Source organism: Microbispora sp. ATCC PTA-5024 (assembly GCF_000511135.2).
GTDB lineage: Bacteria > Actinomycetota > Actinomycetes > Streptosporangiales > Streptosporangiaceae > Microbispora > Microbispora corallina.
Genome location: NZ_KI866524.1, coordinates 676,706 through 701,626, shown reverse-complemented (window position 1 = coordinate 701,626; position 24,921 = coordinate 676,706). Strand labels below are relative to the sequence as shown.

The following is a 24,921-nucleotide window of genomic DNA, read 5'->3' as shown; positions in this document are numbered from 1 at the left end:
TAGGAACTCAGTCAGGGTCGTCGGTGGTGAAGACCAGGCCTGGGGTCGGGGCGACGGTGCGGCGGCGCAGGGCGGCCTCGCGGAGCAGGTCGAAGTCGCGGCCTAGGAGGGCGGCGAGCTGGCGCTGGGTGTTGGACGGCGTCTCCAGGAAGCCAGCCAGCAGGTGCAGGTCGGTGATCAGGGCCGCGCCCTGGGCCCAGGCGATCCGCTGGGCGTGGCGGACGTCCGGCCGTTCGGTCCACTCGAACGGTTCGTAGTCGCCGAGCGGCGTGGACCGCAGGTAGCGGGCGAGACGGGCGCTCAGTTCTTCGGCGAGGCCGGGGCGTACCGACTGGACGCAGTCGCGTGTGGCGCCCTCAGCCAGCAGGGTCAGGAGCAGGTCGGGGGTGCTGTAGCGGCGGTCGGTCGCAATGCAGGCGGAGCGCCCCCGCTCAAGTGCGGACAGCAGGGTCGGCGCGAGGGGCAGGAGGCGGGCCAGGCCTTCGTCGCCGACGGCTTGGGATAGCGCGGCGATGTTCGCGCCGAGATGGTCCAGCTTGGCCAGCACGACCGGCGGGAATAGGACGCCGTCCTCGGACCGGGCGGCTCGGGCCAGCTCTTCAGGGACGAACCTGAGCAGGGCACTGACGAAAGGGTCGAAGGCGACGGGGAAGGTGCGCGGGTCGAGGCCGCTCGTCACCGCGAGGGCACGCCAGCGGGCGAGGGTCTCCTCGCCGGGCGGCGCGGGATCGAGCAGCGCCGGGATGTCGTCGGGGCCCTGCTCGGCGATGAGCAGGTCGAGCAGGCTCAGCGCGTGGGCCGCGTCCTGTTCGCTCGTCCCGTTCTCGCGTACCTCGGCGAGCGCGCGTCCGGCGGCTTCACGGCATGCGGACTCGACGGCACGCTGGTCGCGCGGGCCGAGCACGAGGGCGGCAGCCTTGCGCCCGGCGGGCTCGGTCAGGCGGCGGGCGAACCCGGCGACGACCGAGGTGAGGATCGGTTCCATGTGATCTCCTGTCAGAGGGCCCACGGGCCGCCGAGAATCGAACTGCGCCGGCGCAGCAGGTCCGCCTCCTCGTCCCGTCCCAGCGCGGTGTAGCACTCCGCCAGCATGATCATGACGATGGGCTGGCGGGGGTCCAGGGTCAGCGCCTCCTCGAAGGCCCGCGCGGCGGCGGTTGGGTCGTCCGCGCGCAGGATCCGACCGAGGAGGACGGCCCAGGACGCCTCGGACGGCCACTGTGCCCTGCCCTGGTGTGCCAGCGCCAGCGCCGAGGCGGAGTCCCCTTCGCGGATCAGCAGTTCGGTCAGCCCGGTGAGGGCGGTCTGGTCGAGGGGGTCCGCGTCGAGGTCCGCGCGGAATCGGGCGATGGCCGCCTCTACAGTGGAGGGCTCCAGGGCGAAATCTGGGGGAAAGTCGCCTGAGACGGAGTTCCGGATCTCGAGGGTCTCCGCGACGGCGATGGTGAACTCCTCGACGTCCAGCGGGGTCTTGTCCACGTACGCGATGGTGCCGGGTGCCGCGGTCTTCGCCAGCGCGACGATCTCACGGCCGAGGGCCGCGATGAGGAACTGGTCGGCGGCGGCGATCCGGACCCGCATGACCAGCTCGGCGTCGTTCGGCACCGGCTCGAAACCGAACTGCGCGCCCAGTTCGCGCAGGGCCCGCGCCTTGTCCGCGTCGTCCACCTCGAAGACCACGACCTGGTTGTAGCCGGATATGTCGTGCGGTTCCAGGCCGAGGCGGGTCAGGATCCCGGCGAGCAGTCCGGGGTCCTCGCGCTGGACGGTGGGGGCGGCGGTCTCGCACCAGCGGCAGGTCAGGCTCTTGCCGTGCGCGCGATTGGTCAGCACCAGACCGGCGCAGCCGGGGCAGCGGGAGAAGTAGAGCGGTGCGGGAGTCATGGACAGGTCCGGCATGGACACCCAGGCCTGGCCGATCGTCCGCTCGTACGCGTCGACGAAACGATCCGCGTAATCAGGCCTGGCCACGTCGTAGAAGAAGTCGATGGAGAAACGATTGGAGGAGGAGTAGGTCCGCACGTTCATGAAGGGCGCCCCCGCGCCGGCCCGTCCGGAGTCTCGAAGTTCGCCCGGCCGAACCTCGGGCGGGGGGACACGTTCGGGGGTGGGTTCCGGTGGCTGGCCGAACCTGTCTATTAGCGCTTGGGCTTCTTCGATCGCCTGGTTCAACAGGTCCGCGCCACCCTCGTCGCCGAGTTCGGCGTACGCCAGGCCGGACAGCTCGGCCGCCAGGGACTCATCCGGCAGAAGCAGGGCGCAAGTGAGGTAACGGCGCAGCCACTCGATCGTGTCCAGGCCCTGCTGGTACGCGGTCTCCAGCGCCCGGGCAGCCATGTCGATCCGGCCCAAGTGATCCATGAGAACGGCGGCCAGCACCATCTGCAGCCCTGGTTCGCGGGGCGCGATGGCGATCGCGCGCTGGTAGGCGTCGACGGCCTCCTCGTAGCGGGCGGTCGCCACTTGGGCCAGGCCCAGGTTGGCCCAGGCCTGCCAGTTGCGCGGATTCTCGCGGAGGAGCCGGTGCAGGAGGGCGCGCGCGTCCTCGGGACGGTCGGCTTGGAGGTAGACCGTGGCCAGGTTCACCGAGAGCTCGGTGCGTAACTCGGCCGGGATCTGCGCCGCGATCCCCGTCATGACGTCGATGGCCTCGTCCAGGCGTCCTAGCCGTTTCAGCGACAGGGCGGCACCGATGACGCAGCGGTAGTGCTCCTCCTCCGTAAGCTCGCCCTCGATCCCGGCGCCGAAGGCGTCCAGGGCTTCCTCGTCCCGGCCGGACAGGGACAGGAAGGTGCCGTGCAGGTAGTGCAGGCGCGGCGTCATCTCGGCGTCGGGCACGGTGGCCAACTCGGCGAGCCCGGAATCGACGGCCCCCAGTTCGAGCAGGCTGTTCATGCGCAGCACGCGCAGATCGGCGGCCACGGTGGCGAGGAACGCGGCCAGGCGGGAGCTGGCCTCCAAGATCATCAGGGCGAGGACCGGGTCGAGTTCCCCGGCGAGCGTTCGCAGCTCGGCGAACACGGCGGCGAAATCCGTCGGCCGGTCGGCGGGGTCGACGTTCAGGCAGGCGAGTGCCACGGTCATGAGCCTGCCGTACATGTCCTGGCCGGGCGGCCCAGCCTCGACGCCGGCGGCGTGGGCGGACGCCCAGGCGGCGCGGTCGGCGGCCTCGTGCGGGCGATGGCCGGTGAGCATCTCGTAGAGGACGGTGCCGAAGGCGTAGATGTCGGCCGCGAGCGTCGGGGACGCGCCGGGGCGCCAGCTCTCCGGGGCCAGGTAGGCCCAGGTGCTCTCCAGTTCGCTGTGGGTTCCGTCGCCGACCACCCGGGCCAGACCGAAGTCGGCGATGAGCAGCCACTCGCGCAGGATCAGCAGGTTCTCGGGTTTGAGGTCGCCGTGCACGATGCCGGGAACCCTGGCCTGGGCGCCGTTGAGGCCGACGCAGATCTGAAAGGCGAACGTCAGGGCCTGCTCGGGGTCGAGCGGACCGTCCCGCAGGAGCAGCCGGAGGGTGGTGCCGCCGTCCGGGACCATCAGCATGGCGATGAACAGGCGGCCATCGTAGTCGCGGGTGCCGAGTACGGGCAGGATGTGCGGAACCCCCGACAGCTGGGACCAGACGGTCGCTTCCCGGATGAAGGCCCTGCGGACGTCCGGGTCGAAGAAGAAGCGCGGCTGGAAGGTCTTCAGCGCCAGGCCCGTGTCCGGCGCGTCCGGTGGGGCGCCGAAGTAGACCTCCCCCATGCCGCCGTGCCGCACGGCGTAGTAGTCGAAGTCGTCGCCGAGTCGGCCGATGGGCGTGGCCGAGGCGCGATCGGCCATGGGCCAGTCGCCGAACAAAGGGTTGCCAGGGGTGCTCTCCGCCATGTGCACCGCCAATCAGAACGGCGGCCGGTTGGCCGCCGTTCTCGTTTCTACGGCTCGCCTCCCAAGCTGTCCAGGTCCGCGGGCCAGCTTGCCGAACTCGCGGCCGCCCGTGGACGGACGATCAGGATCCCGCCGAGGAACCCGCCTGCGGCGGTTCATCGCCCGCGAGGCTTGATCCACACGGGCTTATTGCAGTCCCAGCCCCCGAAACCGTTCTGCCGATAACAGAGCTTGAATACCGTGATCCAACTGATGAAGGACCGCCCGCTGTCACACCCGCCTTGAGGAGCGCGCACCGTGTAGATGCGTGGGTCGATCGGATTGTGCGTGGCGTAGTTCGCCTTGAACTCCACGTCGTCGCGGGCGTTGAGATCACATACGGTGACACGGGTGCGATCGGGGCTTACCGTTACCCGGCCGGCATCGCCGTAGTAGTCGCTCCATCCCGCCGACGCGTCAGCGGGGGAGGCGGGAGCCAGCAGGCACCCAACGACCAGCCCTGACAGCAGAAAACGACGTGGCACCGTAACACCCCTCTCATCAGCTAAGGGCCTTCATGATGTCACGCTGAGTAATCAATCTGTGTCCGGAACCGGATAGTAGCTGGGAGTCCAATCGATTCGGCCTGGGGTGGACCAGCGTCCGGATCGGTTGCCACCTGGGATCCCGGCGAATCGGTGGCACTGTGAGCTGGAGACTGGCATGGTTACGATTAGTAATCGCCGATTATCCAGGAGGTGATTCATGCTGGCCGCGATAGTCCACATGGCCGCGCTAATGGCGCCCTACATGCCCGACCCGAACCTGTTCGGAGGCTGATCGGCAGGCGGCGCACCGCGCCCTCGGGCTTAACGTCCGGGCGTGCCGGGCTCAGGGACGCCAACGGATTGACAAGGCTTTCATTGCCCGCGCGGTCGAGGGATCGCCCTTTTGCAGGTGGCCCATGCTTTGCACTCTGCTTCAGCCTTGCGCACTGGACTTCCAGCATATAGATCGGCCCATGTCGGCGGATTCAACTGATTGTCGCAACACTCCGTCCCTGGAGGTGTTGTGCATGGGCCTGGGCAACAAGCAGCGGGCTGTCCGGTTGTATCGCGGTCAGATTCCGTCACCGGGTCGGCCAACGGTCGCCTGGCGACAGGACCGCATCCGGTTCTGGCAAGCGATCGCTCGCGGGTTGACTCGGAGGACGCCGCAGCGGAGATCGGCGTGTCGCCAGCGGTCGGGACGCGCTGGTTTCGCCAGGCTGGCGGGGTGAATCCACGCCTTGCCCCGACCGTGTCGGGCCGCTACCTGTCGTTCGCCGAACGGGAAGAGATCGCCTTGTGCCGCGCCCGGAAGGCCGGCGTGCGCGAGATCGCCCGGCGCCTGGGACGGTCGCCGTCGACGATCTCCCGCGAACTGCGGCGCAACGCCTCGACGCGGACGTATGACGTGGAATACCGGGCGACGGTCGCGCAATGGCATGCCGAGCGCCGGGCTCGGCGGCAGAAGACCGCCAAACTCGCGGCTCATCAGCAACTGCGCGAGTACGTGCAGGAGCGGTTGGCCGGACAGGTCTACCACCCGGATGGCACGCCGGTCGCGGGGCCACAGACGGCACCCTGGACGGGACGCAACAAACCCCGGCGGCAGGACCGCCGCTGGGCGAGATCATGGAGTCCCGAACAGATCGCGCATCGGCTGAAGGCCGACTTTCCCGAGGATGACACTATGCGGATCTCGCACGAGGCCATCTGCCAGGCCCTGTTCATCCAGGGGCGAGGAGCGCTCGAGCGGGAACTGGTCGCCTGCCTGCGCACCGGGCGGGCCCTGCGGGTCCCGCGCGCACGCACCGGGCGCAAGAACGGCGGCCACGTGACGCCTGAGGTTCTGATCAGCGAGCGGCCCGCCGAGGCCGACGACCGCGCGGTCCCGGGCCACTGGGAAGGTGATCTCATCATCGGCACCGGTCGCTCAGCGATCGGCACCCTGGTGGAACGTACGACCCGGTTCACCCTGCTGTTGCACCTGCCCCCGATGGAGGGTTACGGCGTTCAGGAGCGGGTGAACAACGGTCCGGCCCTGGCCGGCCGCGGCGCCGAGGCCGTGCGGGACGCGATCACCAAGGAGATCACGGGTTGCCCGGACAGCTACTCCGCTCGCTGACCTGGGACCGGGGCACAGAACTGGCCCAGCACGCGCAGCTGCGCATCGACACCGGCGTGCAGGTCTATTTCGCCGACCCGCACAGCCCCTGGCAACGAGGCACCAACGAAAACACGAACGGACTGCTGCGCCAGTACTTCCCCAAAGGCACCGACCTGTCCCGATGGAGCGCCGAGGAGTTGGCGGCCGTGGCGTTCACGCTCAACACCAGGCCCCGAAAGACTCTCGGATGGAAGACACCAGCCGAAGCCCTCAGCGAGCATCTAACCTTGCTGCTGACCAGCAGTGTTGCGACGACCGATTGAGCCCAAGTACGTCACGCCGGCATGAGAACGTGCGCCTCCTCGGCCCGTTGGGAGGGGGACGGGCCGAGGCCTCTCTCCCTTGGCAAGTTCGGCGCCGGGAGTTACGGTCCGCGCATCAACGAGCTCAACGTCGACCAGGCCGCCGCGCACCTGACCAGCCTCGCTGGCGAGGCCCAGACGTGAGGAAAGATCACCTTTATCCTTGACGGCCGCGCGCAGCGGGTTGCCGGCGTCGTACCGGTAGAGATCGCAGAACAGGCCCTGCGCCTGCGCGGCGAAGCGGAGAGCGTCGAGGTCTAAACGGAGGGCGGCACACGCGGCCCCTACTCCCGTTCGCGGGACCTTCGATTTGGACCGATTCAAGTTACCCATCGGTTCTGCGCGACAGCAGGCCGCACGAGGTCTACCGTCAAGGACGCTTTTGTCCCCCCACCGCTGGAGCGACCGTGCTTCGCCGCCTCCTCCTTGCCTGCGCTCTCATCGCGACGTCCCTCATCATCCCCACCGCCGTTCAGGCGCTGCCCGCAGGCGCCGCCGTCCACTCATCGGCAGCCAGCTGCTACGAACAGGTCGGCAACCACTGGGAATGCATCACTCCTGGGGTGTTCTGCCCGGCGACGGCGCACGGCAAGTACGGCTACGCCAAGGTCACACACAAGAAGTACCGCTGCATCAAGGCCTCCGGCGACACCCACTGGCGGTGGAAGCCCGTCATAGGTTCCGCTGGCACCCCGACAAGGAAATGCTCCCGCGCCTTCCTTCCCCTACCCGACCCAAAGTGCCAGCCCGGTGCCCTCAATCCGGCCGTCACGCAGTCCACCATCGACACCACCATCTGCGTGGCCGGCTACTCCAAGACCGTGCGGCCGTCAGTGAGCTACACCAACTCCTTGAAGACCAAGCAGATCGCCGAATACGGCTACAAGGACGCTAACCCCGCCCACTACGAAGAGGACCACCTGATCCCGCTGTCCCTCGCCGGCTCACCCAAGAGCGCGAAAAACCTCTGGCCCGAACCCCGCGATAAGGCGGGCGGCTCAACGGCGCTGGACAAGGACGACGTGGAGTTCAAGCTATACAAGGCCGTATGCGCCGGCACGGTGCAGCTCGCCCCCGCCCAGAAGGCCATCGCCAAGGACTGGCGGACGGCTCTGGACAAAGTCGGCCTGTAAGTGCGCAGGTACACGGTTCACGTCCATCGATCAAAGCAACTGTCCGGGAGGGCTGCACATAAAGGTCGCGGCATCGCCGGCTTCGACGTCGGTAAAGGACTAGCAGATGGGGTTCCCAGACCCCCGTGCCGCGGCCCACCGAGAGAATCGTCGCTTCGGTGATGGTATGTCAGTTGATCCTAGCGACTACAAATTGGCGCACTCTCGTGATTGCAACAAGGTGTGCAAGAACGTGGATCTGTGGCAGTATTGCCCTATCGGGGAGGAAAGCTGACCATCCCGAGCGGCGGAGGCTCCAGGTGCCGGAAACCCCAACCATCAATGTTGTCTTCGTCCACGGCCTGTTTTCCTCACCAAAAGTATGGGACTCTTTCACGGCGCTGTTGGCTGAAGACCCGGACCTGCGGGAGCTGGCTACTGCCAAGTGTCTAAGGTACGATTCCCCACTTTTCAGGCTAAGGCCGGACAGGGGAATCGCCGAGATCGATGACGTAGCCGACCGTCTCCGTACGTTCCTGCGCCAGGAGCTTCCGGGTACCGACCCTGTCGTTCTTGTCACCCATAGCCAGGGCGGGCTCATCGCCCAGCGATGCCTGATCCGGATGCTGCACGCCGGTGAGGGGCGGCAACTCAGGCGGATCGCGAAAATCGTGATGTATGCGTGCCCAAATAGTGGATCCGAGTTCTTCTTGTCCATGCGTAAGCGCCTGCCTTTCTGGCGCCATCCTCAAGAGCGGCAACTTCGTCCTTATAATCGGGCGGTCCTGGAAGCGCAACGGGAGATGCTGAAGCTCGTCATAAGTGCCCCCGAGGCCACTGATAGCCAGTGTCCGATCCCTATCCTCGCCCTCAGTGGAATGGCCGACAAGATCGTGCCACCGCACGTGTCGTCTGGAATCTTCCCCCTGACCGAGATGGTGGATGGGGACCACTTTTCGGTCGTCCGACCGAAAAGCCGTGACGACTCGCAGTATCAAGTGCTCAGGCGGACCCTGTTGGAGATCATCAACGGGCTGAAACCGGAGAGGGCTGAACGGGAGAAAGCTTCAGCCCCAACAGAAAGCTCCCCCGAGACGTACCGCAGGGTGTCCGTCGCACCGCCGTTCGGCCGGATGGATCACCCGCTTGTAGGCCGTGAGACCCTCATGGCCTCGATTAGAGCTGGAGGCGGCGGATCAAGGGTCCGTATCCTGGCCGGTCTCGGCGGCTCCGGCAAGAGCCGGTTGGCGCTTGAGATCGCCCACCAGGCATGGCAATCTGGACAGCGGGTTTGGTGGATCTCGCTGCCTCGCATCAGTTCATGCATGCGGGAGGTCGCCAACCAACTGGGTGTACCGGAAGCCCGAATCGACAGGGCGTGGCGGGGCAATGGCAGCCCCACGGACCTGGTGTGGGAGTTCTTGGACGCGCAACCTGGGCGTTGGCTCCTCGTGATCGACAACGCCGATGACCCTCAGATCCTCGCCCCGCTCAACGGCGTGGTGGCGGACGGCACTGGCTGGCTCCGCAGCCCAGCAGGTCCAAATGGGGCGGTTATCGTCACCAGCCGGGATCGGAACCAGGCGACATGGGGAAATTGGAGCACCGTTCACGTAGTCCCTCCCCTCGGACTCGAGGACGCCACAGCGATGCTGATGAACCAGGCAGGCAAAGCGGGTGGCACGAGCGAGGGCGCCCGCCGGCTGGCCCGTGAACTCGGCGGCCACCCTCTGGCGCTGCGGACCGCAGCTGACTACCTGAAGTCGGTTAACAGCACTAAAGTCTGGCTCGGTAGCACGCCCATCAAAGACTTCGACAGTTACTGTGCGGCAGTGAAGCGGCGATTCGAGTATGCGCCCGGAGCCCGCAGCCGGGCCGATAACGAGATGGATCTTGAATCCCTCGAGAAGGTCTTCCATCTCTCGCTCGAGTTGCTCGTCCAGCGCGGGTTCCCACAGGCGGGTCCACTGCTCAAGCTGTTCGCTTGTCTGAGCATTGCCCCGATTCCCTACGGCACCTTGCTCAACAGCGAGGTCCTGGCCGAGTCATCACTCTTCAGCGGGATGGGTCCAAACCAGATGCTGGCAGTGCTCGAAGCGCTGGCGGATCTCGGTCTGATCGAGCCTTACCTCCTCGACAACTTCAATGATCCGCAGTTATCCCACGTCGTATCGCTGCACCCAGTAGTCCACGGCATCATGCGCGATGATGAGGACGTCCGGCTGCGGCGCGATGACTACTACGGACTAAACGTGAGCATGCTGCTCGCCGCTGTGGAGGAGTTTGATCCGGACCTGCCGGAAAGCTGGACGCGATGGGATCTCATCGTGCCGCATTGCATTGAGGTCGCCCGGACGGCACTTATCGGCGAGCCACAACTCGGGGATCGACGGGTGCTGACGCGCGCTCTCGAGCTCGCCCGGCTCACCAGTCGGTTCCTCATCGTCACAGGCCTCCTCGGACCAGCAGAAGACCTCGTCACGCCAATTGTGACTAGGTGTCAATCCTTCGGATTCGCACTAGACGACCGTGAACTTTTGGCATTGCGCCATGAGTTAGCTCGCATGGCCCTCGAACGTGGCGACCCACAGTCCGCAGAGCGGGACCTACGAGCGATCATCACCGCACGGACACAAGTATTAGGTGAGGACCACCCGGACACACTAGCCAGCGGCCACAAACTCGCCAAAGCAATTCTCGAGCAAGGGCGATGGGACGAGGCAGAGCCATTGCTAAGAGCGATCCTTGAAGCAGAAAATCACGTCCGTGGTCCTGAGCACTCCGACACGATGGTCGTACGCCACAGCCTGGCACGGGCTATCCTTGCCCAAGGTCGTCCCCAAGAAGCGGAGATCATGCTTCGTGACATTCTAAATGTCCGTCATAAGCACTGGACACCCACCAACCCAGAAACCCTGTTTGCACGGCTCAGCCTGTCTTTCAGCCTCCTCGACCAGGAACGTGTCGCCGAAGCGGAAGCCGAACTCCGGGACGCTCTGGCTTTGGTACCTGATCGCCTTGAGGAGCCACGAGTCATGCAGCTCCGCTTCAGCCTCATCCAGGTTAAGCTGCTACAGGGGCATGTCCAGGAGGCCATCGAGGCTCTCGGTGGACTGGCAAAGGACCAGGCTAAGGTGCTGGGTTCCACACACCCACAGACGGAAGAGACATTCAGGCTCTTGGAAAGAGCTAGAGATAAACTTTCAGGTTATCGGGAGTGACAGAGCGACTTATGTATGTTGGATGCGACGCACAGAAGGGGATGTAACGTCACATGAGCACTCAGGAAGAAAATAATGAAAACTATTTGGAAATAGCCCAGCAGCTTGCTCGTGAGGCGCTCGAGGCCCAACGTCTAACGCTGGAGGCCGAGGCCGCACGAGGTAACGACTAATCTCAGCGAACGCCCCGCCGCGGTGGAATTACGGTTGATCGCAAATCGCGGCGGGCTCGTTCAGGAAGTATGCGCCGACGAAGTAGAAGAGCCAGTTCTCCATCAGTTGGAGGCCATTCTCCCTGACCTTTTTCTCCATCTTTTTCAGGTAGCTGATGAACTCTTCGTATTCTTCGTCAGAAGGACCGATGATGCCCTCATTGACTAGTTGCTGGCGCCGCATGTTTGCCAGGGCGATGATGAACTGGGCAGACATCTCTGGGTGTGTCTGCACAGTTCGGGCGGTAGCACCGTAGGCCAGCGCCTCGTACGCGTAGGTATCGCTGTAGGCGAGTTCAATCGGCGGATTCTCGAACGGCAATACAGTTGCTACGTCGGTGTGAGTAGTGAAGAGTTCGAACGAGTTGGGCATACCCGCGAACAGGGCGTCGCGTCGTCCTGCCGGCGTCAAGTGCACCTGCTCAATGCCGAACCGCCGACCACGGGGACCCCGCTCGACCTGGCCGCCGGCCGCGAGCACCTTTGCCTGGTGCGACCAGCAGATATGCAACTCTGGTATGCCCCGCACCTGGGCGGCTCGATAGAAGTCCTTTACTTCCTGTATCCAGGGCATGGTGTCGAAGGCCGCATATGCCGAACCACTGCCGATGATCCCGTGTGCCTCGATCGTGAACGGGAGTTGATCGCCATCTGCGACATCGATGACCTCGATCTGCGCATCAGAAACCTGTACGCCGCTCGCGATCAACTCTGAATAAGGGTGGACGCCCATGTCAATCATGGACTGGACCGGCTGTGTGTTGATAAACAGAATCCGCGCCCTTTCCCTGACATGGAAACCGGCCAGACGCGTAGTAGAGGGTGGAATCACAGTCGTGGACGCCTAACTGAAAAGAGGTGATCTTGAAGTTGGTTCGGGGGAGGTCGCACACCGAGGTGATGTCCGCGGCGACTTGCGCATGCTACCAAAGTTGTCGAAGGAATCTCACGATTGCGATGGGGTCCGATGTCGCAGTTCGGATGCGGCAGCCCAGATGTCCAATTTGCGTGGATATGTACGATTGCTGAAAATCCACATATTAGTGACGGCGAGGGGTATGCTTGCCGCGACCGAGCTTGCCGTGGGCAGTTCGAGTTCGTCAAAAGCCTGAACAGTGAACTGCGGAGGTGGTGATGAAGCGAGAGTTGATCGCCGACTGGATGGGTGAGCTCGACGCGTTCCTTGATCGGGAAGTCACCTCGTTGTACGATTTCCGCCGAGACATCCACATGAACCCTGAGCTTGGCTTTCAGGAGTTCCGCACCACTCGCCAGATCACCAAGCGCCTGGAAGATGCCGGCCTAGTGCCGAAGGTGCTACCCAAGGGCACCGGTGCGATCTGCGACGTTGGCACTGGTGAAGGACCGATCGTCGCCCTTCGCGCGGATATCGATGCGTTGCCCCTCACGGATGAGAAGCCGGTCTCGTATCGGTCGACGGCGCCCGACGCCTGCCATGCCTGCGGCCATGATGTGCACACGACAGTAGTTCTCGGTGCAGGAATGTTCCTAGCCGATCTTGCGGCGCGCAACCGCATTGCTGGCACCATCCGGCTTCTGTTTCAGCCTGCTGAGGAGAGCCTCCTAGGTGCTCTGGAAGTCGTGGCAGCAGGTGGTCTGGCTGATGTCCGCCGAATATTTACGATCCACTGTGATCCCAGCTATGAGGTCGGCCAGCTGGGACTGCGTACGGGGGCGATTATTGCCGCCTGCGACAAGGTGCGCGTCCACATAACGACTCCCGTCGCAGCGAGGAACGGTGGTGAGTCGCCCGAACTGGTGCATGCCCTCGCAAAGATCATCACCGAGTTGCCCGAAGCTCTTTATCGCCGCGGCGGTCCTATGTCGAGCCTTAGCCTCGTCTGGGGCATGATGGATGCGGGTCCGGTCGCCCATCCAGGCAGGCCAGTGGGAATCGTGGAGGGCACAGTCCGCTGCTTGGACACAGAAGTTCGGAAGCAGGCACCCGAACTGATCGCCTCGGTCCTGCTGCCGCTTGCCCGTACCTACGAGGTGGAAGCCAACCTGGAATACGTCTACGGCGTCCCTCCCACCCTAAACGAGAGTAGTTGCGTAAACATCTTCCGTGAGGTTGGCAGCGCCATTTTGGGCAGAGACCGAGTGCTAACTGCTCCCCAGAGCCTGGAGGGCGACGACTTCGGCATCTACCTGCAATCTGTGCCTGGAGCATACGCGCGGCTAGGCGTCCGCTCTCCTGGTCAGTCCGCTTATGGCCTGCATCAGGGGACCTTTGACGTGGATGAGGCATGTATATCTGTAGGAATTCGCCTCCTCGCCCTGACCGCCCTGTCCGCCTTGGCGCGCGAAAGCTCCTGACCACGCTATAAGCTTCCGACCCTAGCACGGAAATTATCCCATCCCTCCCTCCGAAAAGCGCTTGTAAGTGCCGGATATGGTTCTGCAACCAGGTAGACGCGCTGTCTTATGACAATTTGGGTCCGGAGCATACTGTGAATTATGGTCCTCACGCGAAGCTCGCCGAGCTTGGAATTCACCTGCCACTGGCGAGCCCTCCGAAAGGTGCGTATGTTCCCGCTGTACGCAGTGGTGACTTCGTATACGTCTCCGGTCAGGTTCCTATGGAAAACGGAGAACTGGTGGCCAATGGCAAAGTGGGCGCCGACATTTCCTCCGAATATGCGCAAGTGCTCTGCCGGCAGTGTGCTATAGCCGCGCTGGCCGCGATCGATGAGCTCGTCGGCCTAGATAATGTGACCAAAGTGATCAAGGTCACCGGCTTTGTCGCCTCATCTGAGGGTTTTACCGGGCAGGCGGGAGTAATCAACGGAGCTAGCGAGCTCTTTGTGGAGGTATTCGGCGAGGCGGGACGACACGCCCGCAGTTCTGTGGGAGTCGCCGAGCTGCCGCTTGGTTCCCCTGTGGAGATCGAAGTCATTGCCGAAGTGGCTTGCCAAGATCAAGGCTAGCCAAGGTGAACCTTGAGCCTTTTTCATCCTGATCTTGCTGGCGAGGATGGGTGGAGGAGCCGGAGGGACGGAGTTGAGGGAGAAGTGAGGCTCGCGGTAAGACAGCAGTCGACCAAGATCCGATGCCCCAACCAGGAGCCTCGTTGCTGTCTTACCCTGCTGCGATCCCCCTGTCGAACCGCACTTCGATCCGCCTGGCCGACCTCATCCGCACTCGCCGTGCCGAACGCCGCCGCCGTTGGCGACGTCTGTCTCCTAGGCGGCAGGCGCTACTGGTGCTGGCTCACCTGCGCACCGGGGACACCTACACCCGCCTGGCCGGCGGTTTCCCCCTCGGCATCACCACCGCCTGGCGCTATGTCCGCGAGTCCATCGACTTGCTCGCCGCCCCCGCCGACGACGTCCAGGCCGCCGCGGTACGGGCCACACGACTGGCCTACGCCATCCTCGACGGCACCTTGATCCCGATCGACCGCCTCGCCGATCAAAAGCCCTACTACTCCGGCAAGCACAAGCGCCACGGCGTGAACGTCCAGGTGCTCGCCGATCCCGCGGGCCGGCTGGTGTGGGCCTCACCCGCCCTGCCCGGCGCGGTGCACGACCTGACCGCCGCCCGGACGGTCGGCCTCATCGACGCGTTAACCAGCAACAACGTGATGACCTTCGCCGACAAGGGCTACCAAGGCGCAGGCGACACCATGCGCACCCCGTTCAAACGCCACCGGCACCGCCCACGGCAGTCACACGGGCAGAAGGACGTCAACCGCGCTCACGGCCGCCTCCGCGCCCTCGGCGAACGCGCAATCGCGACCATGAAAGCGTGGAAACTCCTGTCGAAGCGCCGCTGCTGCTCCCACCGCGCCCCCGATCTTGCAGGCCATCCTCGTCCTGCAAGCCGTCGAAGACGACCGCTACTCACGATGAAAAAGGCTCAATGGCGATGGTTAAGACGCCTGCCGACAGCCCCAGCAGAAGTCTCTGGCCGTCCCAGGCGATGCCAAAGGCGCCGTGATGGACGGGTATCGAGCGAACGCAGGTGGCCCGCGTCAGGTCCCAGATTCGCACCGTCCGATCGTAGCCGGCGCTGGCGAGGTGGGGGCGGCCGTCGAGGGTGACGGTACACACCCCGGTCACCCCGCCGGTGTGGCCTTCGAGGCGGTGGCGTTGGTGTCCGGTGGTGGCGTCCCAGATCTGCACCGTGCGGTCGTTGCCGGCGCTGGCGAGGTGGGGGCGGCCGTCGAGGGTGAACGCGCACACCCCGTTCACGCCGTCGGTGTGGCCTTCGAGGCGGTGGCGTTGGTGTCCGGTGGTGGCGTCCCAGATCTGCACCGTGCGGTCGTTGCCGGCGGTGGCCAGGTGGGGGCGGCCGTCGAGGGTGAACGCGCACACCCCGTTCACGCCGTTGGTGTGGCCTTTGAGGCGGTGGCGTTGGTGTCCGGTGGTGGCGTCCCAGATCCGCGCCGTGCGGTCGTTGCCGGCGGTGGCCAGGTGGGGGCGGCCGTCGAGGGTGAATGCGCACACCGCACGAAAAGAGACGATGAGGGATAGCGGGAAGGGAACTTTGAGGCTGCGACGTTGGTGCCCGGTGGTGGCGTCCCAGATTCGCGTGCGGTCGTAGCCGGCGGTGGCCAGGTGGGGGCGGCCGTCGAGGGTGAACGCGCACACCCCGTTCACCCAGCCCGTGTGGCCTTCGAGGCGGTGGCGTTGGTGTCCGGTGGTGGCGTCCCAGATCCGCACCGTGCGGTCGTGGCCGGCGGTGGCCAGGTGGGGGCGGCCGTCGAGGGTGAACGCGCACACCCCGTTCACCCAGTCGGTGTGGCCTTCGAGCCGGTGGTGTCGGTGTCCGGCGGTGGCGTCCCAGATCCGCACCGTGCGGTCGTTGCTGGCGGTGGCCAGGTGGGGGCGGCCGTCGAGGGTAAACGCGCACACCCCGTTCACCCCGCCGGTGAGGCCTTCGAGGCTGCGGCGTTGCTCGCCGGTGGTGGCGTCCCAGATCCGCACCGTGCGGTCGATGCTGGCGGTGGCCAGGTGGGGGCGGCCGTCGAGGGTAAACGCGCACACCCCGCGCACCGAGCGGGTGTGGCCTTCGAGGCGGTGGCGTTGCTTGCCGGTGGTGGCGTCCCAGATCCGCACCGTGCGGTCGTCGCTGGCGGTGGCCAGGTGGGGGCGGCCGTCGAGGGTGAACGCGCACACCCCGCGCACCCAGTCGGTGTGGCCTTCGAGGCGGTGGCGTTGCTCGCCGGTGGTGGCGTCCCAGATCCGCACCGTGAAACCGATGCTGGCGGTGGCCAGGTGGGGGCGGCCGTCGAGGGTGAACGCGCACACCCCGTTCACGCCGTCGGTGTGGCCTTCGAGGCTGCGGCGTTGCTCGCCGGTGGTGGCGTCCCAGATCCGCACCGTGCGGTTGCTGGCGGTGGCCAGGTGGGGGCGGCCGTCGAGGGTGAACGTGCACACCCCGTTTACCCCGCCGGTGTGGCCTTCGAGGCTGCGGCGTTGCTCGCCGGTGGTGGCGTCCCAGATCCGCACCGTGCCGTCGTAGCCCGCGCTGGCCAGGTGGGGGCGGCCGTCGAGGATGAACCGGCACACTTCGTACACCTCTCCGGTGTGGCCTTCGAGGCTGCGGCGTTGCTCGCCGGTGGTGGCGTCCCAGATCCGCACCGTGCCGTCGTAGCCCGCGCTGGCGAGGTGGGGGCGGCCGTCGAGGGTGACGGTGCACACCCCGGTCACCCCGCCGGCGTGGCCTTCCAGCATCATTCGTTCTGTTCGTGGCCGGGCCGACGCCCAGGTAGCGCGATACGGGACGGGGTCGGGCCAGCTCTGGTAGACATCGCCGAGTCCTTCCAACGCCTCGGTCACGCTGAACATCGCGGCCCGCGTCTGCGGGTCCGCGCTGCTCGCATGTGGCGTCAGCCGTAGCAGCCTGATTCGGTCCCATCCGGGCTGCGACGAGGCGAGGTCTGACCGGGCGATGATCCTTTGCAGGTCCGCGTACAGCAGATATTCGGTGTCGCCGAGGAGGTCGTCGCCGGCTCCGCCGCGGGCGGCATGGGAAGCCAGCGACCGCAGCAGATATTCCGGAGCCCGCGCCCAGCCGCGCGCTGCCCCATGAGCCAGGAACGCTTCCGTTAGGAGCCGCTCGTCGGCCCGTCGTTCGCTGAATTGGGCCCGGGCGGCGGCCAGCGCGTCGTTGAGGGCCTGGTGGAAGAGCCGGAACGTTGGGACCGTCGCGGTGCTGGTCTCCACAAGGAAGTTCGCCGCTGACGAATGCGCGAATCTGGACAACCGATCTGGCTCGATGTCCACGCCCTCCAACGCGCGAAGCGCCACGGCCCAAAGCTCTGCGGTGAAGCCGGGAGCCTCTGCGAAGGCGAGCACGGAGAGCACGGTCCGCGCCGAGGTCCCCGCTACTGGGGGGAGCCGGCTCAGGTAGGTGTCAAGCGCCCATCGGATATCGGCCGGAAAGTCCACTTGGCCTGGGGCTTTGGCTACGGTGTCGTACCGGCCGTAGGTGCGCGCTATCAGACCGGCGATCAGGAAGTTGCCCTGGGCGAGATCGGCGATCCGAGCGGCCACGGGACGGGCCACGGCCTCCGGCTCGTACGGATTGCCGGGCCGTTCGTCCCCCGCCAGTTGCAAGGTCGCCAGAGCGAAGTCACTCAGGTCCTCGAAACTTGAGTACGCGGAGTCGTCCAGATCGATAGTCGTGCGACCGTGCCCGAAGGCGCCGATGAGGTCGCCGTCGTCGTCGTGCTCACGGGTGCCCACGACGACGCGTACGTTGTCGCAGGTCTGTGCGAGGGGCAGCACGATGTCGGTGACGATGGCGCGCGCCTCGGCGGATGACGTGGCCTCATCGAGGGCATCGATGATCACGTTGAAGGGTCCGCCGCTCTGCTCGGCCATGGCCTGCTGTACGACAGTCGTCAGTTCATCGACGGCAGCGGGGGCTGCGCGGTTGGCCGCGCGGGCGATCTCGGCCGCCACCTCCAGTGCGGTTTTTCCCTTGGCGTGCACGGCGCAGGCCACCGAGCCGACCGTCGCCTTTTCCGCGGTGTCGCCCGCAGGGAGTTCCGCACGGACCGAGGGGTCTGCGGTGGTGATGATCCGGCCCAGCACCGCCGATTTGCCCACCCCTGGCGAGCCGGTAACGACCAGCGCCTTCGGCTCGGTGTGCGCGGAGTCCAACCAGTCCTTGATCGCCCGTAATGCGGCTGTCCGCCCGCGGAAGCGGTAGCCCCGCTCGCTGTCCCGCGCCACTCCCCGTGCCCGGGGCCGCCAGTGTGATCGGGCCTGCGGGTCCCGCGTCAGCTCCCAGCCCCATGCGGCCAGCGCCGCCTCGTCGGCTTGATCGGCCAGGCGTTTGGTCAGCGCCGCGAGTTTCTCGCCCGCCAACCGTTGATCACCCCAGCACAGGGTGATGGCGTGGCCGTCGCCGTTGCGGTGCGCCTGGCAGACTACGCCCACGACCGCACGAAAGTCGTCCGACCAAAGGCCCGCCCCGCTGAAGCCGACCTCGACGTGATAGCGAGACTCCGAATCCAGCCGGACCTTCCCGTAGCCCAGAATTTCCCCCACGGTGCCATCGGCCGTGTTCCCCGCCGAATCTCCCCCGGGGAATCCGTGCGCCCACCACGGCCGAAACTGCATCGCGCTGCCCGGGGGGAAGCGCAAGGGTGCGGGATTCACCCCGGGGGGAATCGGCTCGGCCAGGTGAAGGACGACGAGATCGGTCCGGTTGTCGGGATCGGGGTACGTTCTGTCACGCACCCGGCGCCGAGGTGGCAGACGGTCCTCCACCATGGGGAAAGCCACCCACAGGTCGGGCCGCTCCTCCGGCGGCTTCGGCCGCGCTACATGCGCGCAGGTGAGTACACGCCACTCGTCAATGACCAGAGCAGAACCAATTGGCGCCTCGTCGTCTTCACCCTTGTGAATAGCGGTAACCCACGACCGGTCGCGTGGACCGGTACGACTCATGCTCCGCTCTCACTCAGCGCCGTTCCAGCCAGTGCATTGGCATCACCCTGCTTCCAAGTGAGAGTGACCTCGAAGTTGCCCTCCGTAGCAGCCTTCGCCACCAACCAGTTCATGGTCCCGCTGACCTTGATCCCGAACTTGACCTGGACCTCGTCCGGGCAGGTGTCTTTCACCCGTTCCAGCACCTCCCGGGCGGCCTTGACCGCCGGGTCCAAGCTTTCACGGACCTTACCGACGATCTCACCCGGGCCTGCCGGCTGAAACCCCGGTGGGGGCTCAATCTCGAACTGGACCGTCGTCAACTCATCCACGTAGTAGGTGACGACCTCGGACACCATGCGCTCCCTTCGACATCGGATATCGGGAGTGTATGCGTGCGGACCTTCCATACGGTGTGAAACCAGCGCTGCCATATGTCTTGGGACTCGAGTATTCAGCCTTCTCGGGATACGACGCCCCTCTGTGCCACACTCAGGCGAGACAGATGGGGACAAAAGTCTCTAATTGACATCAAAGTGGCAATAACGGCTACCGACGGCGGTGAGCACGACCAGTCATAACCGGCAGCTCGACGCCGGACTCACGGGAGAGAGAAGCTGTGCGACCGAGACCGACTGGCGGCGCTGCTCAGCTTTGTTCCTTGCGCAGGTCCTCGATGATCCACAGCAGGGCAGAAACCGCGCTGGAGTATCGCAGATAGCGCGGATTCTGGTTGCTTCTCGGTCCGCACTGGTTGCGGAGACGGCGGAGCTCGTCGATCATCTGCTGAACGTTTTTCATCCGCCGGGCGGCTAAGCCGGTCACAGCATGATCGCGATGCTCGGGTTTTCCTCATGATGAGGCGAAGCTCCTGGTAGACGGGTTGATCACCACAACCATCACCGTCATCGCCAGGAGCTTCGGGTGCTGTTCTATCGTGCTGCCGTCGATTTGTCGCGTTCAACGCTGAACTACCTGGCCGGACTGATCCGCAGGCGGCGCAAGGCGATCGGATCGACGTGGCGGCGGCTCAACCCCGGGCAGCAGGCGCTCCTGGTGCTGGTCTATCTGCGCAAGGGCGAGACATTCGCCCAGGTCGGAGCGGGTTTCGGAGTGTCGGCGGCCACCGCGTGGCGGTATGTGGAGGAAACCGTCGCCCTGCTGACGGCTCGATCACCGAAACTGGCGACGGCGCTGCGGAAGGCCACGAAGGACGGCCTGCACTACCTGGTCTTGGACGGCACGCTCATCCGCACCGACCGGGTGAAGGCCGACCGGCCCTACCACTCGGGCAAGCATCGCGTGCATGGGATGAACGTGCAGGTCATCGCGGGACCGGACGGGACCATCGTGTGGACCTCCGGTGCGCTGCCGGGCAAGACCCACGACCTGACCGCCGCCCGGATCTGGGGCATCCTGCGCGCGCTCGACCAAGCCGGGATCATCACCCTGGCCGACAAGGCCTATCAGGGCGCCGGGGCCGAGGTGCTGATCACGCCGTACAAGGGCAGGAACAAGCCCGAGTCTCAAAAGCAGGCCAACCGGTCACACGCCAAGCTCCGCGGGCCTGGTGAGCGCGCGAACGCCCAGCTCAAGAGTTGGCGCATCCTGCGCAAGCTGCGATGCAGCCCGAGCAAGACCGGCCACCTGGTCAAAGCCATCGCGGTTCTTCAGAACCACCGGGTAGCTCACGCCTCCCGAGGATGAAATTGGCTCCTTGTTGGACCACTCGGGAGTATGGGCTGGCGGGTTGATACAGAGGATTGAGTTCCCGTGTTAAATCAGTCGGCCCGCATCTGGATCGCTGTCCCCGTCACACTGATGCCGTTTTCCCGCCCGTCAGGAATCGTCACCTTAATCAAACTCGGGCGGCCCATGTCATGGCCTTGATGAATGGTGATGCTCACGGGGGCAGTAATCAATTCGAGTTCGCGCAGATAGCCGCCAAAGGCCGCGGCGGCCGCGCCAGTGGCGGGATCCTCGACGATTCCACCGGGCGGGAATGGGTTGCGACAGTGGTACACCGTGGGGGACTCCCGCCAGACGAGGTCGATGGTAGCCCAGTCGTTGTGGGTCATGAGGCTCTTTAGCGTGGGCATGTCGTAGTCCAGGTCGGCGAGACGAGCTCGTGTCGCGGCGCCAATCACAGGGTGCCAGGCGCCAGCGTATGCCACACGAGGAGGAAGACAGGGCTCGAGATCATCCGGCGACCATCGCAGAGCGGCGAGCAGTTCGCGGAGGTCGGTGTCCGAGATGGCAATCGAGTGGGGTGTGACGCTCACCAACGTGGCCACTATCGACCCTTCTGCCGTAATGCTGGTTGTAACCGGTACCTCGCCAGCCTTCGTTCGCAGGAGGAGCGTACCCACACCATAACGCTCTGCATAGGCGACGGCCGTGGCGATGGTGGCGTGACCGCAGAACGGCACCTCCATAAGTGGGCTGAAATAGCGGATATTGAGACTTCCGTCGCCGCACGGCACGACGAACGCCGTCTCCGAAAAACCTAGCTCCGCAGCTGTCGCCAACAGACTGGCGTCATCCGCCCCTGTGGCATCAAGAACCACGCCCGCGGGGTTCCCTCCGGAGGAGTGCGTGCTGAACGCCGAATACTGCAAGACCTTCATTGCCGCACGATAACAGACCCACTTACGGTTCGCGCAGTGGTGCACCTTCTGTCAACCCCACGTGTACAGGTCCCCGCGGTCACTGAGGCCAACAGAGAAACCGAGAGCGATCCGTCGTGAGCCCACACTCGGGCGGACCGCGTGGAAGTTTCGGGGATCGAACAGGAGAGCTTCGCCGGCCTTTGGCTTGAGCACGAAGTGCTCGGCGTCTCCGACCACAGCATCGGTATACCCATATGAACCCGGGAACCGGAACTTCTCATCCGCGGGCCGCCAGCGATGCCTCCATACCACAGTCTCCCCACCCTGCTCGGGAACAGATAGGTACAGGTTGAAGGCGAACTGAGCCACAATATGAGCGTCCAGAAGACTGCCGGAGAACTCTCGCTGAGCGTCATCGAAGTGCACCACGAAACCCTGGTTCGGTTCGCGGGCGACGCCTCCGCCGAGTTCCCGCCCCTCGTTACGGCCGATGGCGACTACACCGGGCCAGTGCTTGCCCAGGGTCTCTCGGCACAGTTCGAGCGGATCGAAGTCCAGCCCAATGGTGGACCAGGAGTCCTGATGTCTCCGTAGCGCGTCCCAGTAGTCGGGCATGATCTTGCCGTCCTTGCGGTAGTCGCTAACCCCCACCCCGAACCGCATGACGGGCGGATATACGCGTTCCGTTCCATAGTACTCAAAGTCGGCACACATCAAGGCGTTCAGAATGTCTGAGCATGTCTTAGAGGGGAGAAAGTCAGCGACCCGGATGGCCGCACACCGCCCTGCTGCGAGGTCCGAGATCTGGTCGCGCCGAAACTCGGGAGCGGTGATGGCAACGAAGAATGGATCATGCGTCTCGATCGTGGTCACTGATGTGGCCCCAGCCTGTCGACTCATCGGTATCGCCCAACAGTAACACCCAATATCCAGACCGATAAGGGCGAACTGATACCACTTGGAAGACGCACAGTGGTTCAACTAGGTGCAAATTCAGATGGGTGTAGCTCCTCCGCGGTGAGCTGGTCGATCAGGCGGTGTGGACGTATTGGTCCTGGTGGGGGGCTTGATGGATGCGTTGGTGTTCGCGGTCGAGGTGATAGCGCCAGTAGGCCGGGAAGTCTCTGCAGGAGATCAGAGCGCGGAGTTTCAGGATGGCTTCGGCACCTGGCTGGTAACACCCAGCGGGCGCCGGTGATGCCGATGTGCGGTCGCGATCGAATTGCGGCAGCCTCCTTCGATGACGCCGGTGGCGATCGGCCAGCCGGCCGCCAGAGCGCCGCCCGGGTGTGGGCCAAGCTGTACCGAATCCTGCTGGACGAGCTTGGCTCGAGGGTCGAAGATCCATCTCATCACCGAACGGAGCGGTCTGCTGATCTCTGTCGGGATCAGCGCGGCCAACACCCACGACAGCCAAGCCCGGGAGCTGCTCGTGCAGGGCATCCCGCCGATCCGCTCCCGACGCGGGCCGCGCCGCCGCCGACCCGCAAAGCTCCACGGGGACAAGGGTTATGACTACCAGCATCTGCGGGCCTTCCTGTGCGGCCGCGGAATCATCCCGCGGATCGCCCGCCGTGGCATCGAGTCCAGCCAACGCCTGGGACGGCACCGCTGGATTGTGGAGCGGACCGTCTCCTGGCTGGCTGGCTGCCGCCGCTTACATCGCCGCTACGAACGCCGGGCCAACCAATTCGCTTCCTTCGTCGCCATCGCCGCCGCCCTCATTTGCTACCGCCGACTGGCCAAATGAGACGATGTCTATTTGGTGTTTTAGTCACACCCTGAACGCCATGTCGCACAAGTATTCAGTTTGTAATGCGCGTTGTTGCTGACATTCGGCGCTTTCTGTGCTAATAAGGAATGCAGCACATGCTCTGGCTCATCCAAGGACTACCGGGGATTCAAGCTGAATCGAGGCACCTAATGAGTCGCGGTTTTGCTGATCTGCACAATCATCAGTTCGCGCAACTCGGGTTCGGCGGGATGGCGTTCTGGGGCGGCGCCTACGGTGACATCATCCATGAACTGCGCTGGTGTACTTCGGTACACGGACCGGGTGGAACTGGAGACCTCCTCGGCAACATCCTGCGGTCCGTCGCCTATGGCACCGGTACTGGGTCAGTTCTTGGTCATCGTGTGGGCGGCTATCCGCAGTTCGATGGTTGGCCACGCTGGGACAGCATCACCCACCAGGCAGTTTTTGAGGACTGGTTGAAGCGTGCGGTGGATGGTGGGCTGCGGCTGATGGTGATGCTCGCGGTCAACAATGAGTATCTGTGCAGCCTTGCTAATAAGCTCCCTAACCGCACTTGCGACGACATGGAAGCCGTCAACCTTCAACTGCAGGCCGCCAAGGACATGGAGGCCTACGTCGATGCCAAGAGCGGCGCTCCCGGCGCTGGCTGGTACCGCATCGTGCGAACGCCGGACGAGGCTCACTCGGTCATCGCGCAGGGCAAACTCGCCGTGATCTTGGGCATTGAGGTGGACTACCTGTTCAACTGCCGTGGCGAAGGCGACTTGGATGAGGATCAGTTGAACCGTGAACTTGACCGATACTTTGATCTTGGAGTCCGCTACGTCTTCCCCATCCACTTCAGCAACAATGGGTTTGGAGGAACCGCATTCCAAAACCCTCTGATCCGCTCTACTGGCGGCGGTCCGATATCGGGGCGAAATCCGCTGGGCACCATAGGTGCTTACACTGTCCAGACCGAGAACGCCCAAGCTCTCGGGTACTCCTACCGCACCGGCCGGCGCAATGTGCAGGGCCTCACCGAACTTGGTAAGTTGCTCGTACGCGGCTTGATACGGCGAGGCATGGTCATTGACATCGACCACATGTCTGCTTACGCCAAGGCCGATACGCTCGACATCTGCGAACAACTCGACTGCCCTGCAATCTCCGGGCATTCCGGTTTCATCGACATATCCCTCGGCGATAAGCGTCACGAGGGTCAACTCCTAGAAACCGAGGTTGAACGCATCCGCAACCTGGGCGGCATGGTCAATCCCATCGTCCGCCAAGGCGGCCTCGCCGAGATCAGGAACGCTGGCACCGTGGTCCCCCTACCACACCTGTGCGGGGCAAGCTCGAACAGCTTCGCCCAGGCCTACCTTTACGCCATCAACAAGATGGCAGGACGGCCAACCGGGATTGGCACCGACTTCAATGGATTTGCCGGTCTACCGGGGCCCCGGTTTGGTCCCGACGCGTGTCCCGGCGGTCGTGGGCAGGGCGACGCTGCTCCCGCGGTCAATTACCCATTCACTGCGGCGGCCACTGGAGCAACCATGGATCGCAGCGTTGTCGGGGACAGGGCGTTCGATATCAATACGGATGGTCTCGCCCATGTCGGTATGCTCCCCGATTTCATTGCTGATCTTGAAGCCCAGGGCATCACCGGCAAGCTGCTCGATCCGCTCCTCAACTCCGCTGAGGGCTACGCCACTCTGTGGGACAAGGCATGGAGTCGAGCTGATTTCTCTCTTCCCGCGGGGCCG

At 64.7% G+C, this 24,921-nt stretch carries 15 protein-coding genes and 4 pseudogenes; 9 read left to right on the top strand and 10 right to left on the bottom strand.

From position 1 onward, the window contains the following. Nucleotides 1-7: 7 nt before the first annotated feature. The 3 genes from MPTA5024_RS23740 to MPTA5024_RS41225 all read right to left on the bottom strand — a co-directional run bounded on the left by MPTA5024_RS23740 (nt 8) and on the right by MPTA5024_RS41225 (nt 4,391). A complete protein-coding gene (locus MPTA5024_RS23740) occupies nt 8-985 on the bottom strand; it encodes a hypothetical protein (RefSeq protein ID WP_036328101.1) in 978 nt (325 codons plus the stop codon). A gap of 11 nt (nt 986-996) precedes the next feature. Next, nucleotides 997-3,867 (bottom strand): protein kinase domain-containing protein, encoded by a 2,871-nt coding sequence (locus MPTA5024_RS23735; protein WP_157099676.1) that lies wholly within the window; start codon nt 3,865-3,867, stop codon nt 997-999. 155 nt (nt 3,868-4,022) lie between these two features. Further along, nucleotides 4,023-4,391: a hypothetical protein gene (locus tag MPTA5024_RS41225; protein WP_157099675.1), complete on the bottom strand. Its 369-nt coding sequence runs from the start codon at nt 4,389-4,391 to the stop codon at nt 4,023-4,025. Between the two features lie 530 nt (nt 4,392-4,921). Between MPTA5024_RS41225 and MPTA5024_RS23730 the strand changes: the two are divergent. The 3 genes and pseudogenes from MPTA5024_RS23730 to MPTA5024_RS23720 all read left to right on the top strand — a co-directional run bounded on the left by MPTA5024_RS23730 (nt 4,922) and on the right by MPTA5024_RS23720 (nt 10,692). Then, nucleotides 4,922-6,320 (top strand): annotated as a pseudogene (locus tag MPTA5024_RS23730) (IS30 family transposase). A gap of 446 nt (nt 6,321-6,766) precedes the next feature. Beyond that, a complete protein-coding gene (locus tag MPTA5024_RS23725) occupies nt 6,767-7,492 on the top strand; it encodes a hypothetical protein (RefSeq protein WP_051458576.1) in 726 nt (241 codons plus the stop codon). 299 nt (nt 7,493-7,791) lie between these two features. Next, on the top strand, nt 7,792-10,692 hold the full coding sequence (locus MPTA5024_RS23720; RefSeq protein WP_055725782.1) for an alpha/beta hydrolase: 2,901 nt from the start codon (nt 7,792-7,794) through the stop codon (nt 10,690-10,692). 201 nt (nt 10,693-10,893) lie between these two features. On the opposite strand, the gene MPTA5024_RS23715 is transcribed toward MPTA5024_RS23720, so the two are convergent. After that, nucleotides 10,894-11,646 carry a type 1 glutamine amidotransferase gene (locus MPTA5024_RS23715; protein ID WP_084369940.1) on the bottom strand — a complete coding sequence of 251 codons (753 nt, stop codon included), beginning with the start codon at nt 11,644-11,646 and terminating at the stop codon, nt 10,894-10,896. Nucleotides 11,647-12,038: 392 nt separating this feature from the next. On the opposite strand from MPTA5024_RS23715, the gene MPTA5024_RS23710 reads away from it, so the two are divergent. The 3 genes and pseudogenes from MPTA5024_RS23710 to MPTA5024_RS39935 all read left to right on the top strand — a co-directional run bounded on the left by MPTA5024_RS23710 (nt 12,039) and on the right by MPTA5024_RS39935 (nt 14,776). Beyond that, entirely contained in the window at nt 12,039-13,241 is a 1,203-nt protein-coding gene (locus MPTA5024_RS23710; protein ID WP_036329265.1) for an amidohydrolase, read from the top strand. Nucleotides 13,242-13,375: 134 nt separating this feature from the next. Beyond that, nucleotides 13,376-13,852 carry a RidA family protein gene (locus tag MPTA5024_RS39940; RefSeq protein WP_084369939.1) on the top strand — a complete coding sequence of 159 codons (477 nt, stop codon included), beginning with the start codon at nt 13,376-13,378 and terminating at the stop codon, nt 13,850-13,852. 143 nt (nt 13,853-13,995) lie between these two features. Continuing rightward, nucleotides 13,996-14,776 (top strand): annotated as a pseudogene (locus MPTA5024_RS39935) (transposase family protein). On the opposite strand, the gene MPTA5024_RS23705 reads toward MPTA5024_RS39935, so the two are convergent. From MPTA5024_RS23705 to MPTA5024_RS41220, 3 genes are all read right to left on the bottom strand, one after another. Further along, on the bottom strand, nt 14,768-18,829 hold the full coding sequence (locus tag MPTA5024_RS23705) for an AAA family ATPase (RefSeq protein WP_036328096.1): 4,062 nt from the start codon (nt 18,827-18,829) through the stop codon (nt 14,768-14,770). The pseudogene MPTA5024_RS39935 and the gene MPTA5024_RS23705 overlap by 9 nt on opposite strands. After that, on the bottom strand, nt 18,826-19,164 hold the full coding sequence (locus tag MPTA5024_RS23700) for a CU044_2847 family protein (protein WP_198167342.1): 339 nt from the start codon (nt 19,162-19,164) through the stop codon (nt 18,826-18,828). Before MPTA5024_RS23700 ends, MPTA5024_RS23705 begins: the two co-directional genes overlap by 4 nt. Nucleotides 19,165-19,456: 292 nt before the next feature. After that, nucleotides 19,457-19,633, bottom strand: a complete 177-nt coding sequence (locus tag MPTA5024_RS41220; RefSeq protein ID WP_157099674.1) for a hypothetical protein — start codon at nt 19,631-19,633, stop codon at nt 19,457-19,459. A gap of 99 nt (nt 19,634-19,732) precedes the next feature. Between MPTA5024_RS41220 and MPTA5024_RS23695 the strand changes: the two genes are divergently transcribed. Next, the gene (locus MPTA5024_RS23695; protein WP_036328091.1) at nt 19,733-20,515 is read left to right on the top strand and encodes an IS5/IS1182 family transposase; all 783 of its coding nucleotides are present in this window, start codon (nt 19,733-19,735) and stop codon (nt 20,513-20,515) included. Between the two features lie 74 nt (nt 20,516-20,589). On the opposite strand, the gene MPTA5024_RS23690 is transcribed toward MPTA5024_RS23695, so the two are convergent. The 3 genes and pseudogenes from MPTA5024_RS23690 to MPTA5024_RS43725 form a co-directional block, all read right to left on the bottom strand. Then, the gene (locus MPTA5024_RS23690) at nt 20,590-21,435 is read right to left on the bottom strand and encodes a PhzF family phenazine biosynthesis protein (protein ID WP_036328089.1); all 846 of its coding nucleotides are present in this window, start codon (nt 21,433-21,435) and stop codon (nt 20,590-20,592) included. Nucleotides 21,436-21,486: 51 nt separating this feature from the next. Then, complete coding sequence (locus MPTA5024_RS23685) at nt 21,487-22,290, bottom strand: 2OG-Fe(II)-dependent halogenase WelO5 family protein (protein ID WP_036328087.1); 804 nt, start codon at nt 22,288-22,290, stop codon at nt 21,487-21,489. 196 nt (nt 22,291-22,486) lie between these two features. Then, nucleotides 22,487-22,695 (bottom strand): annotated as a pseudogene (locus tag MPTA5024_RS43725) (ISKra4 family transposase); the annotation flags it as partial. A 52-nt stretch (nt 22,696-22,747) separates the two neighbouring features. Here MPTA5024_RS43725 and MPTA5024_RS23680 point away from each other — a divergent pair. Together MPTA5024_RS23680 and MPTA5024_RS23675 are read left to right on the top strand one after the other, a co-directional pair. After that, nucleotides 22,748-23,167: pseudogene (locus MPTA5024_RS23680) on the top strand (IS5 family transposase); the annotation flags it as partial. 119 nt (nt 23,168-23,286) lie between these two features. Beyond that, nucleotides 23,287-24,921: membrane dipeptidase (locus MPTA5024_RS23675; protein WP_198167341.1), on the top strand; the 1,635-nt coding region annotated here is incomplete at its 3' end.